Raw genomic sequence first — 12,737 nt, forward strand, 5'->3', positions numbered from 1 at the left:
GCTGGTGGGATTGCAAGCCGCGAAACCCAGAGCTGTCGACCCGGTTCCGGATGGAAACCCGGTCTACACATTTCCTGGAATTGCTTTAGCGGACGGCCGGCATTTACTCGGCCGCCGCCGTACGGTGAGGCCAGGCCGCCTCTGTGCCCTTCGCATCCGCCGGCTCGAAAGACGGGGACCATCGCGTGCGGGTGACCGGCAGCCGCGCCAGCTTGAAGAAGCTGAAATACATCAGGAAGGAACCCATGATGTAGGGGTTGAGGATCTCGACCTCGACGAAGGAGCGGATGAGCAGCAGCACCATCACGCCGATGAGAACCACCGACTCGGCCTGCCATGTCTTGAAGACCACCGCCGCGATATGGCCGAAGAGCGTGCGCAGCATGATCAGCGATATCAGCACCGCCCCGGTGAAGCCGAGTTCGACAAGGGCTTCGACATAGGTGTTGTGGAAATGGAAGCCGGTGCGGGTGCTGATGTAGAATTCGTTCCACAGCCGCTCGGCCTCGGCGAAGCCCTGCACCCAATAGGCGGCGTAGCCGACGCCGAGAATCGGCGACCGCATCGCGGCGTTCCAGCCCTGCTCCCACAGATAGGTCCGCCCGGTGAGCGTCGAATCCTTGCCGAAGATGCCAAGCACGAAGTCCATGAGCCCCAGATTGAGGGCGACGATGGCCACAACGACGATCATGCCGGCGCCGACCAGGAAGATCACCCGGCGATAGCGCCGCGACAAAAGCTTGCTCATCGCAAGCAGCGCCACCAGCGCCAGAACCGCCGGTATCGAGGCCATCGAGGTGGCGGAATGCGAAACGACCAGAACATAGGCCGATAACAGCACGACGGGCACGGTCAGCATGAAGCTCAGCCGACCACGCCGCAGAAATGCTAGGAACACGACGGAGAAATAGATGCCGAGCGAGCCGACGAAGCCGATCTGGTTCTTCGAGGCAAAGGCGCCGACGAAATTATAGGTGCCGTCAAGCACATCCTCGGAATAGGCGCCGACCTTCAGCGAATAGAGCAGGACGAAGAATATGCCGACCAGGGCGCCTATCGTCAGGGTACGCACGCTGATGGCGCGCGCCGCGACATAGGCGCAGGCGATATGGGAACAGTACTGGATCGCCGTCCTGGCGGTGATGCCGGGCGCCTGCGACCAGAACACGGAGAAGCAGACATAGGCCGCGAACAGCAGCGGCAGCCAGGCACTGGACAATTGCCTGAGGAAGCGCCGGTAGTCGACCAGGATGAGCGGAAGCCAGACGACATAATAAGCCAGGATCAGCACCTGGCCGAAAATGACCGAATAGGAGAACGCCCAGATCGAGACGGCAACGGCAAAGCTGCCATAGACCGAATTCTTCTCGGGATCGACGAGCAGGGATTTGGGAATTTTCATCTAAAGGGTCCCGTCGACACGACCCGGAACCGGCAGGCCGCAAACCAGCCGGCATATCCGCAAACAGGGGCGTACAAGAAACGGCGTCTCCATTGTGCAGTGCAATATAACCTATCGCACCCCACGCTCAATGGCAAATCCGGTCACCTTGTCTTACAGCCGGGCGATCGCCGAGAGATCGCCTGGCCATCGGACGGCCATCGACAAGCCGGACGGCAATCGGACAAACAGCGTCGGCCGAACCGAAGACGACACCAAACGGTGTGCCGACGGGTCGGATGTCCCGAAAATTCCCTCTTGCGAAACAGCGCCGTCCCGGCTTAGTCTCGGCTTCGCACGAAAAATGAAATTTAATTCCATTTGTTCGGGCAGATCCGCAAAGCGATGACGGTGCCCAGAAAATACCTGCCGCAATCGAGTGAGAAAATATTGATATATCATCTACCAGAATGGAACTAGCGTAAATGGTCCAGCAGACAGCGATCCAGCCATCGGCGCCCTGGTCGCGGCTCGAGGTCGGGGAGTCCGACTGGGCCAGCGCCGAGGTACCGAGCCTGGTGCGCTGGTACCACCAGATGCTGCTGATCCGCCGGTTCGAGGAAAAGGTGCTCGACCTGGCCAATGCCGGGTTGGTGCATGGGCCGGCGCATGCCAGCATCGGGCAGGAGGCCACGGCGGTCGGCGCGATGTCCATGCTGCGCACCGGCGATCGCATCAACGGCACCCACCGCGCCCACCATCAGGTGCTGGCAAAGCTGGTCAACGCGCGGACGCCGCCGCAATTCGATCCGCTACGCGACGATTTCAATCCGGACATGCAGGGCTCGGTGCGCGGCCTGATGGCCGAGATCATGGGCCTCAATGCGGGCTATTGCGGCGGGCGCGGCGGCTCGATGCACATGCGTGATGACGCCTCCGGCATTCCCGGCACCAGTGCCATCATCGGCGGCAACCTGCCGCATGCGGCCGGCTATGCGCTGGCCGACAAACTGCTCGGCACCGGCAACATCTCGGTCGCCTTTTTCGGCGACGGCACGATGATGGCGGGTCCGGCCTATGAGGCGATGAACATAGCCGCACTCTACAGGCTGCCGGTCATCTTCTTCGCCGAAAACAATCTTTATGCCGTCTCCACCCATGTCAACGAGCAGACGCGCGAGACGCGTCTCGCCTCACGCGGTCCGATGCTGGGGTTTCGCGGCATCGAATGCGACGGCATGGATGTGTTGGCCGTGCACCACGCCATGTGCGAGGCGCGGCGCACGATCGAGGAGGAAGGCGGCCCGGTGCTGGTCGAAGCGCTCTGCTACCGCTTCCTGCATCAGAGCGGCGCACGGCCGGGCAGCGAGTTCGGCTATCGCACGCGCGCCGAGGAGGATGCCTGGAAGGCACGCGACCCGCTTGTCACCATGGCGGCGCGCCTGAAGACGATGGGCGTGCTCAATGGGTCCGATCTCGCGACCCTTGAGCAGCGCGTCATGGAGGTGGTCAACACCGCAGCTGACACACTGACCGAAACCAGCGGCAATGCGTTGCGCATTCCCGATCATTTGTGGCCAAGCGCCGAAGAGGTCGACAACCAGATCCGCGGCGACCTGTCGGAACTGAAGGACGAGCATTTCCTGGAAATCGAGGACCTGCCGCCGGCCGAGACCCGGCCAGTCAAGTTCATGGCCGCCGCGTCGGAAGTCATCGCACGCGCCATGGAACAGGACCCGCGCATCGTCATCATGGGCGAGGATGTGCATCGGCTGCGCGGCGGTGTGTCTGGCGCCACCAAGGGCGCGCTGGAGCGCTGGCCCGAACGCGTGCTGGCCATGCCGATCGCGGAGAACGGTTTTGTCGGCGTGGCGCTTGGCGCGGCACTCTGCGGCCTTCGTCCGATCGTCGAGATCATGTTCGGCGACTTCTGCCTGGTCGCGGCCGATCAGTTGTTCAACGCGGTGAGCAAGGTGCGCCACATGTTCGGCGGCGGCTTTCCGGTACCGATCGTGGTGCGAGTGCGGGTGTCGCCGCACACCGGCTACGGCTCGCAGCATTCGGGCGATCCGTCCGGCCTGTTCGCGCTCTATCCGGGCTGGCGCATCGTCGCGCCGACGACGCCCTTCGACTATGTCGGCCTGATGAATTCGGCGTTGAAATGCGACGATCCGGTCGTCGTCATCGAACATGTCGAACTGTTTGCGAGCGAAGGTCCCTTACCAACCGACGACCGCGACTATTGCGTGCGATTGGGCAAAGGCAAGATCGTCAGGCCGGGCAGTGCCTGCACCTTGCTCACCAGCGCCAGCATGGTTTCGCTGGCCATGCAGGTGGCCGAGGAAAGCGGCGTCGATGCCGAGATCATCGACCTGCGCAGCCTCGACCCGACCGGGCTCGACTGGCCGCTGGTGGAAGCTTCTATCCGCAAGACAAACCGGGTCGCCATCGTCGAACAGGTGCAGCGCGGGCTGTCGCTCGGCGGGCGATTGACGCAGGAGATTCAGGACCGCGTGTTCGACTATCTCGACCACGAGATCCTGCATGTGACGGGAAGCCTCTCGGCTCCTGTCGTATCGGCCCCGCTGAACCGGGCCGCATTGGGCGGCGCCGACAAGCTCAAGGCCGCGCTTCGATCCCTCACTGGCGTGGGCGGGTAGAGCGAACGCATTGCCACAATGATCCGACAAGAAAATGGGAGAATGAACATGACGATGCTACCGAGACACAAGACCAGGGCAACCATGCTGGCGGCCGTGCTTCTGGCCACCAGTGCCTTCTGGGCACCCGCGACCTTCGCGCAGAGCGAGAAGCCTCTGGTCATCGCGCGCAACATCGACCTCAACTCGCTCGATCCGCACCGCGCCTTTTGCGACACTTGCCAGATCTACAATTCGAGCGTCTATGAATCGCTGCTGACGCTGGACAAGGACAACAAGCTGATCCCGCTGCTGGCTTCCAAGTGGGAAGGCAATGCCGACCAGACCAGCTTCACCTTCACACTCGATCCGGCCGCCAAATTCGCCGACGGCTCGCCGGTCGAGGCCAAGGACGTGAAATGGTCGTGGGAGCGGCTGAAGAACCTCAAGGGCAGCGCCTCGTTCCTGATGGACAATGTCGCCTCGATCGAGACGCCTGACGCGCATACGGTCGTGGTCAAGATGGTGGCGCCGAGTTCGGAATTCCTCAATATCGCCGCCGCGCCCTACACGGCCGTCGTCAACAGCAAGGTCGCTTCCGAAGCCGGCGCCAAGGCCGGCGCGGACGCTTCGACCACCGACAATGCCGAAGCCTGGTTCCTGGCGCATTCGGCCGGCAGCGCGCCGTTCGTGCTGAAATCCTACGAGCCCAATTCGGAAGTGCGCCTGGTGCGCAACGACAAATACTGGCGCAAGGCACCGGCGCTGAGCGAAGTCGTCATCCGTCAGACCAAGGACGCCGTGGCGCAGGCGCAGATGCTGCAGAGCGGCACCGCCGACATCGCCATGCAGATCGATCCCGACACGGCCAAGACGATGACGGGCAGCGACGTCAAGATCGAGACGGTGCCGTCCTACAACTTCATCTACGTGGCATTGTCGCCGGGCGCCAAGGCCAACAAGGTGCCGCTGACGCCCGAGGTGCGCGAGGCGATCTCGCTGGCGCTGGACCGCCCCAGCATCCTCGACTTCACCATCGGCTCCGAGGGCCAGCTGATCAGCGCGCCGATCCCGCTCGGTTTCCCCGGCGGCTCGGGCTTTGAGGCGCAGCCCTATGACCTCGCCAAGGCAAAGGACCTTTTGGCCAAGGCCGGCCACGCCGACGGCTTCGAGATGGAAGCGGCCTTCCCGGGCATGAACGTCTACGGCGTCGACCTGTCGCTGTTGATGCAAAAGGTCCAGCAGGATCTGGCCAAGGTCAACATCAAGCTCGACCTGCAGCCTATCCCCTTCGCCAACTGGCGCGAGCGCATCAATGGCGACGGCATCCCGATGACGGCCGTGTTCTACGCGCCGGACTATTACGGCACCTCGCAGTACATCGAGTATTTCGCCATGACCAAGGGCAGCCCGTGGGCACGCCGCGCCGGCGCGGAGCGCGAGCCGTCGGTGCTCAACCCGAAGGAGTCCGAACTCTACAAGGCGGCGCTCGCGGCGAGCGGCGATGAGGCCGCCAAGCTCTGGCACCAGGCCGGCGAGGAGATGATCAAGGACAGGGTGATCCTGCCGCTGGTCAGTCCGAACCTGATCCTGGCCTACAAGTCCGACGTCAAGGGCGTGCGCTACAGCGCCTGCTGCAACATGCCGCTGGCCGAACTCAGCCATTGAGGAAACGGTAGTGGGGGGGGGGGACCCCCGCCCCCCGTTTCCACCTTGGAAGATCGGAAATCCGAAGCTTCCAGCATTCGAATATAATATATGATATATCAACGAGCGGAGACTCCCGATGCCTTCCCTGATCAACTCCAAGGACCAGATGCTGCGCGAGCGTGCCGCCTCGGTCATTCCGGGCGGCATGTGGGGGCACATGGCCACGCGCTATCTCGGCTCCGCCTATCCGCAGTTCTTCGAGCGCGCCGACGGCTGCCGGGTCTGGGACGTCGATGGACGCGAATACATCGACCTGATGTGCAGCTGGGGGCCGAACATTCTCGGCCACCACCATCAGGCAGTCGAGGAAGCGGCCGCACGGCAGCGCCGCCTCGGTGACGCGATGAACGGCCCCGGTGAAGTGCTGGTTGAACTCGCCGAACTGCTGGTCAAGACCCTCGCCCATGCCGACTGGGCGATGCTGCAGAAGAACGGCACGGACGCCACCACGGCCTGCGTAACCATCGCGCGCGCCGGCACCGGACGACGCAAGGTGCTGGTCGCGCGTGGCTCCTATCATGGTGCGGTGCCATGGTGCACGCCCTCGCTCGCCGGCGTCACCGCAGAGGACCGCGCCCATCTCATCCATTTCGACTACAATGACGTTGCCAGCCTGGAATCAGCCGTCGAGCAGGCCGGCAACGACCTTGCCGCCGTCATCGTTACCGCGTTCCGGCATGACATCGCCCGAGACCAGGAGCTGCCGACGGCCGATTTCGCCAAACGGGCACGGGAACTCTGCACCGCCGCCGACGCGGCGCTGATCGTTGACGATGTCCGGGCAGGCTTCCGCATCGATCTCGGCGGTAGCTGGGAACCGCTCGGCGTGCGGCCGGATCTGTCGGCCTTCTCGAAGGCGATCGCCAATGGCTATCCGCTTGCCGCCATCACCGGCACCGACCGTTTCCGCGAAGCCGCGACAAAGGTCTATGTAACGGGCTCGTTCTGGTATGGCGCCGTCGCCATGGCGGCGGCCATCGCCACGATCAACACGCTTCGCGACACGGGCGCGGTAACCCGCATGACGCAGGCCGGCGACAGGCTGCGTTCAGGCCTCGACGTGGCAGCGAAAAAGCACGGCTTGCTGCTTCGCCAGACCGGCCCCTCCTCGATGCCGATGGTGCTCTTCGATGGCGACGCCGAATTCAAACTGGCCAACGCCTTCTGCTCGGCGGCCTTGCGTGAGGGCGCTTATTTCCACCCCCGGCACAACATGTTCCTCAGCGCCGCGCATACCGACAGGGATATCGACCTCGTGCTGCAGGCCGCCGACGCCGGCATGGCCGCCGCCGCGAATGCAGCGTGAGCTGCCACGTGCCGCGCGTGCGTGGAAAAGACTCAGCCGGCCGCCGAAACCAGGCGGCCGTTCTGGGCCGCCGCGCGCAGCTCTTCGGGCGTCACCGAGCCATCATTCAGCCGTTCCAGCACCTTGACCAGCAGGCGGCCGCCTTCGAGCATGTCCTGCTGGATACCCTTGCGCACGCCGTTCTCGTCGCGCGCGCGCAATGCATCCAAGATGTCGAGATGGCGGTGGCGGCCGTCATAGGTCGGCCTGGCATGCGGGTATTGATAGTTGACCAGCGGTCCGTTGCGCAGCCAAATGCCCTCGATGATGGCGAGCAGTTCAGGCATGCCGGCCGCCTGGTAGATCGAGTGGTGGAATTCCCAATTGTCGCGGACGGCCTCGAACCAGCGGCCATTGTCCTCGTTGGCAATCAGCTTCTCATGCACCACCGTCAGACGGTCGATTTCGCGCGGCTCGATACGCGTTGTGGCCGCGGCACCGGCCATGCCTTCGAGGTGCAGGCGGATGCTGCGCAGCTCCAGATACTGGGCGAGCGACAACTGGGCGACGTTGATCGAACGGCCGGCCTCCATCTCGAGGCCCTTCTCGCGCACCAGCTGCATCAGCGCCTCGCGCACCGGCGTTTCGGACACCTGAAGGCTGGCGGCGAGGTCGCGGATCTTGAAGCGATGGCCCGGCCAGAAACGGCCTTCCATCATGGCGCGGCGAAGCTCTTCGTAAACGCGGGTCGTCAGATTGTCGCGCGCGATCGGCGCGATGGAAGCAGTCACATCCAGTCTCCGTCCTTGCCGGGGCGCAGGCATCACCCGCGTCGAGCGGGCTGTGTATATGATATCACGTGCGGCCTGACCACCGACATCAGACAGGCCATCGACATCAGAAAGGCCATCGACATCAATGAGGCAAGGAAACGAGCCGCATGACCGCGTCGAAGCCCTCCCTTCTGTTCGGCGCCATCGCCGACGACCTGACCGGCGGCACGGAACTCGCCTCCATGCTGGTGGCGCGCGGCGTTGCGACCGGATGCACGGTCGGGCTGGAAGCACCGATCCTGCCCGGCAAGACAGCGCATGTGATCCTGCTCAAGACCCGCGTCATCGCCGCCGCCGACGCGGTGCGCCAGGTGATCGAGGCCGCCGACCGCCTGGTCGAAGCGGGCGCGCGGCAGATCTTCTTCAAATATTGCGCCACCTTCGATTCGACGCCCGCCGGCAATATCGGTCCGTGCGCGGAGGCGCTGCTGGAGCGGCTCGGCGGCAGCGTGACCCTCTTCACGCCGGCGCTGTGCGAAACCGGCCGCACGGTCTATCAGGGCCATATGTTCGGCGGCGCGCAATTGCTGGCCGAATCGCCCAAGCGCTTCGATCCGCTGACGCCGATGACCGATTCCAATCTGGTGCGTGTCCTGCAGGTGCAAAGCAGGGGCAAGGCCGGGCTGGTGCCTTACGTCACCGTCGATGCCGGCCCGGAGGCGATCCGCGCCGCCATGCGGGAGAAAAGCGCGCGCGGCGAGACGCTGCTGGTCACCGACACGATCCGCGAGCGCGACCTGGCGGCAATCGCGCAAGCGGCCTTCGATCTGCCGCTGATGACCGGCAATTCCTCGGTCGCGGCGCATCTCCCGCCGGCCTGGCTGGCACACGAATTGCTCGACAGGAAAGAGCTCGTCCCAGCCGGTCTGCCAGCCGTGGACGGTCCGGCGGCGGTGCTTGCCGGCAGCGTCGCCGACCGCACCATCGAACAGCTCTGCCGCTTCGCGCAGGGCAATCCCGTGCTGACGATCGACCTTGCCAGCGCCTTCGCCGGCGCCGATGTCGTGGCGCAGGCGCGGGCCTTTGCCAAACGGCATCTGCCCAATGCGATGATCGCGATCGCCACGACCGCACCGCAGGCAAGTGTCGAGGCGCTGCAGCGGGCGCATGGCCGCGAGGCGGTGGCCGCGAAAGCAGAAGAGATCCTGGCGGATATCGCACGAATTCTGGTGCGCCACCTCGGCGTGAGGCGGCTGGTCGTCGCCGGCGGCGAGACCGCCGGCTCGGTGGTCAAGGCGCTCGGCATCGACCGCATCGCCATGGGCGCCTATGAAGGTCCCGGTCTGTCGCGCGCCATCGCCGACCTCCCCGGTTTGCCCGGGGATCCGCTGGCGCTGATGCTGAAATCGGGAAAGCTCGGCGGTCCCGACATTTTCGCGGACGTTCTGCAAGACATGACACGGTCGAGCGCCATCGCGCCGGCCATCGGCACATGGCCGCCAGTCAATGCCACCACAGGGAAAGCATCGTGATGGATATCGAGACCGCGCGCGCAGCGCTGATAGGGGCGACCGAGACGCTGGACGCGAGCGGCATGAATGTCGGCACGACAGGCAATATCAGCGTGCGCACGGCGGACGGCATGCTGATCACGCCGACAGGAATCGCCACGAGCGCGCTCCGGCCCGAGCAGATGGTGCCGATGCGGCTCGACGGGTCTTGGGACGCCCCATTCAGACCATCGAGCGAGTGGGAGATGCACGCCGAAATCTACAAGGCTTTCCCCGATGCCGGCGCCGTGGTGCATGCGCATCCCGACCATTGCGTGGCGCTGTCTTGCCTGCGCGAAGGGCTGCCGCTGTTCCACTACATGGTGGCGGGCTTCGGCGGTGACGATGTGCGCTGTTCGGATTACGCGCTGTTCGCGTCAAGCGAGTTGGCCAAGGCGGCTGTCGTCGCGCTCGAAGACCGCAATGCCTGCCTGCTCGCCAATCACGGCATGATCGCTTTCGGCGGCGACCTCGGCACGGCGCTCATCCGCACCATCAAGCTCGAAACCCTGGCACGACAATATCTGCTGGCGCGCAGTGCCGGCACGCCGGTGCTGATCGAAGGCAGCGAGCTTGCCGCCATTCGCGGCCGCTACAAGACCTACGGCCAGCAGAAGTAAGCCGGCCCCCGGACACGCTTCGCCTCATTCCACTTGCAGGTGTGAGACGAACTTCGCGTTGAGATAGCTCTCCAGCGCGTCGGCGCCGCCCTCGGTGCCATTGCCGGAATCGTTGATACCGCCGAACGGCACTTCCGGTAGCGCTAGGCCATAGTGATTGATCGAGACCATGCCGCTGGCGATGCCCGACGACATTCTCGCGGCGCTTGCCGATGACCGGGTGAAGCCATAGGCGGCGAGACCGTAGTTCAGCCGGTTGGCTTCGGCGAGCGCCTCGTCCAGTCCGCTCACCGGTGTCATCAGCGCCAGCGGCCCGAACGGTTCCTCATTCATGGCGCGGGCATCGGTGCCGACACCAGACAGGATTGTCGGTTCGAAGAAATAGCCCGAATTGCCGATGCGCTTGCCGCCGGTGACGAGCTCGGCGCCTTTCTGCACGGCGTCGTGGACCAGTTCCTCCATCGCCTGCACGCGGCGCGGATTGGCGAGCGGTCCCATGGTCGTCCCTTCGGCCAGGCCATCACCGACCTTGATCTTGCCGGTCGCCTCGGCAAAGCGGCCGACGAACTCGTCATAGACGGCATGGTCGACGAGGAAGCGCGTCGGCGCCACGCAGATCTGACCGGCATTGCGGAATTTCGCCGCCACCATCGAGCGTGCCGCGCGGTCGAGATCGGCGTCGGGCAGGACGATGACCGGCGCGTGACCGCCAAGCTCCATCGTCGCTCGCTTCATGTGCAGACCGGCAAGCGATGCCAGCTGCTTGCCGACCGGCGTCGAACCAGTGAAGGAGATCTTGCGGATCACCGGATGGGGAATGAGATAGGCCGAGATTTCGGCCGGCGTGCCGTAGACGAGTTGAACGGCCCCATCGGGCAGGCCGGCATCGACGAAGGCGCGCACCAGTTCGGCGGGGGAAGCCGGCGTTTCCTCCGGACCCTTGACGATGATCGAGCAGCCGGCGGCAAGTGCGGCGGAAAGTTTGCGCACCGCCTGGTTGAGCGGGAAATTCCACGGCGTAAAGGCCGCCACCGGGCCGACAGGCTCCTTGACCACCGTCTGGCTGACACCCTCGAACCGAGGGGGCACGATGCGGCCATAGGCGCGGCGCGCTTCCTCGGCGAACCAGTCGATGATGTCGGCGGCGGCGAAAGCCTCCATGCGCGATTCCGCGATCGGTTTCCCCTGCTCCAGCGTCATCAGCGTGGCGACGTGCTCGTTGCGCCCACGCAGGATGTCGGCGGCCTTGCGCATCAGTTTGGAGCGGTCGAAAGGCGAGACGCGCCGCCAGGTCTCGAACCCTTTGGCGGCGGCGTCGAGCACTTCGTCAAGATCATCGATACCGGCATGGGCCAGCGAACCGAGCTGGCTTTCCGTCGCCGGATTGACGATGGGCATGGTGCGGCCATCGCGCGCCGGCCGCCATGAGCCGTCAATGTGGAGATGGACGTCGGGGTACATGGCAGGCTCCGTAAAAGGTCAGGCGGAAACGGACTCGGCGGCAGGCGTGTAAACGCCGATGGCGCCAGCGCCGATCAGTTGCTCGATGGTTTGAGCGCTGTAGCCGAGGACATCGGTCAACACGGCCGCCGTGTCCTGGCCGAGCATCGGCGGCGCGGTGAAATCGGCGGTCAGCTGCGCGGCCAGCCCCTGCGCCGGGCGCACCATGGCGACGGAACCCAAATGCGGATGCGGCAAGGTGTGGACGAGACCGCGCTCGCGGACGTTGGGGCTGTCGAAGACTTCCGGGATCGACTTCACGGTTCCAGCCGGCACGCTCGCCGCGGCACAGGCCGCCATCCAGTAATCTCGCGTTTGGGTCACGAAGGCTTCAGCCAGTTCAGGGATCAGCGCTTCGCGATTGGTGGCGCGCGCACCGGCCTTGGTGAAGCGCGGATCCCCAGCCAGATGCGGCAGGCCGACCACCTTCTCGCAGAGCGCGGCGAATTGACGATCATTGCCCACCGCGAGCGCGAAGCCTCCGTCGGCAGCCTCGAATATCTGATAGGGTACCACCGTCGGATGCGCGTTGCCGTAGCGGGCGACCTCGCGGCCGGTGTTGAGATAGCCACTGCCGACATTGATGAGCAGCGAGAGCGCGCAATCGATCAGCGCCAGGTCGAGGAACTGGCCCTTGCCTGTCGTGGCGCGCTCGAAAAGCGCGGCCAGGATCGACTGGGTGGCGACCATGCCGCAGACCACGTCGGTGATGGCGACGCCGACCCGCATCGGCTCGCCGTCGCTCTCGCCGGTGATGGCCATCAGACCGCTTTCGGCCTGCATGACAAAGTCGTAGCCGGGACGGTTGGCATCGGGCCCGGTCTGACCATAGCCGGAGATCGAGCAGTAGATCAGGCGCGGATTTGAGGCGCTGAGTTCCTTCCAGCCGACGCCGAGGCGGTCGGCGGTGCCGGCGCGGAAATTCTCGACGACTATATCGGCCTTGACCGCCAGCTCGCGCACGATCGCCAGGCCTTGCGGGCTCTTGATGTCGAGCGCGATGCTCTGCTTGCCGCGATTGGCGGAGAGGTAGTAAGTCGAGACGCCTTTATAGCTCGGAACCGACCAGGCGCGGGTGTCGTCGCCGCCATCGATGTTCTCGATCTTCCACACCTCGGCGCCGAGATCGGCAAGGCTCATCGTCGCCCACGGGCCAGCGAGCACGCGCGAGAGGTCGAGCACCTTGATGCCTTCCAGCGGCAGGCGCTTGCGGCTTGCCGTGCCGGCGTCGTTGGGCTGGTCTTCAGTCACGATCGAGATTCCTTCACGGGGTAATTGT

The 12,737-nt window shown here is 64.7% G+C and carries 9 protein-coding genes; 5 read left to right on the forward strand and 4 right to left on the reverse strand.

The features are described 5' to 3' along the window. Nucleotides 1-103: 103 nt before the first annotated feature. Complete coding sequence (locus tag LB564_RS08310; RefSeq protein WP_140709452.1) at nt 104-1,402, reverse strand: O-antigen ligase family protein; 1,299 nt, start codon at nt 1,400-1,402, stop codon at nt 104-106. A 464-nt stretch (nt 1,403-1,866) separates the two neighbouring features. On the opposite strand from LB564_RS08310, the gene LB564_RS08315 reads away from it, so the two are divergent. The 3 genes from LB564_RS08315 to LB564_RS08325 all read left to right on the forward strand — a co-directional run bounded on the left by LB564_RS08315 (nt 1,867) and on the right by LB564_RS08325 (nt 7,036). Then, nucleotides 1,867-4,041 (forward strand): dehydrogenase E1 component subunit alpha/beta, encoded by a 2,175-nt coding sequence (locus LB564_RS08315; protein ID WP_140709450.1) that lies wholly within the window; start codon nt 1,867-1,869, stop codon nt 4,039-4,041. Nucleotides 4,042-4,125: 84 nt separating this feature from the next. Next, nucleotides 4,126-5,688, forward strand: a complete 1,563-nt coding sequence (locus tag LB564_RS08320; protein WP_411910166.1) for an ABC transporter substrate-binding protein — start codon at nt 4,126-4,128, stop codon at nt 5,686-5,688. Between the two features lie 118 nt (nt 5,689-5,806). After that, entirely contained in the window at nt 5,807-7,036 is a 1,230-nt protein-coding gene (locus LB564_RS08325) for an aminotransferase class III-fold pyridoxal phosphate-dependent enzyme (RefSeq protein ID WP_224536515.1), read from the forward strand. A gap of 32 nt (nt 7,037-7,068) precedes the next feature. Here the strand turns inward: LB564_RS08325 and LB564_RS08330 are convergent, their stop codons facing one another. Next, nucleotides 7,069-7,806 carry a GntR family transcriptional regulator gene (locus LB564_RS08330; RefSeq protein ID WP_224536518.1) on the reverse strand — a complete coding sequence of 246 codons (738 nt, stop codon included), beginning with the start codon at nt 7,804-7,806 and terminating at the stop codon, nt 7,069-7,071. A 149-nt stretch (nt 7,807-7,955) separates the two neighbouring features. Here LB564_RS08330 and otnK point away from each other — a divergent pair, with 149 nt between their 5' ends. Together otnK and LB564_RS08340 are read left to right on the forward strand one after the other, a co-directional pair. Next, nucleotides 7,956-9,320, forward strand: a complete 1,365-nt coding sequence (gene otnK / locus LB564_RS08335; RefSeq protein ID WP_224536521.1) for a 3-oxo-tetronate kinase — start codon at nt 7,956-7,958, stop codon at nt 9,318-9,320. Beyond that, nucleotides 9,320-9,958, forward strand: a complete 639-nt coding sequence (locus LB564_RS08340; RefSeq protein ID WP_224536523.1) for a class II aldolase/adducin family protein — start codon at nt 9,320-9,322, stop codon at nt 9,956-9,958. The genes otnK and LB564_RS08340 overlap by 1 nt, the downstream gene beginning before the upstream one ends. 24 nt (nt 9,959-9,982) lie before the next feature. Here the strand turns inward: LB564_RS08340 and LB564_RS08345 are convergent, their stop codons facing one another. Then, entirely contained in the window at nt 9,983-11,419 is a 1,437-nt protein-coding gene (locus LB564_RS08345) for an NAD-dependent succinate-semialdehyde dehydrogenase (RefSeq protein WP_224536525.1), read from the reverse strand. Nucleotides 11,420-11,437: 18 nt separating this feature from the next. Then, entirely contained in the window at nt 11,438-12,709 is a 1,272-nt protein-coding gene (locus LB564_RS08350) for a CaiB/BaiF CoA transferase family protein (protein WP_224536527.1), read from the reverse strand. Nucleotides 12,710-12,737 lie beyond the last annotated feature (28 nt).

Origin of the sequence: Mesorhizobium sp. ES1-6 (assembly GCF_020164775.1) — a bacterium.
Classification (GTDB): Bacteria; Pseudomonadota; Alphaproteobacteria; order Rhizobiales; family Rhizobiaceae; genus Mesorhizobium.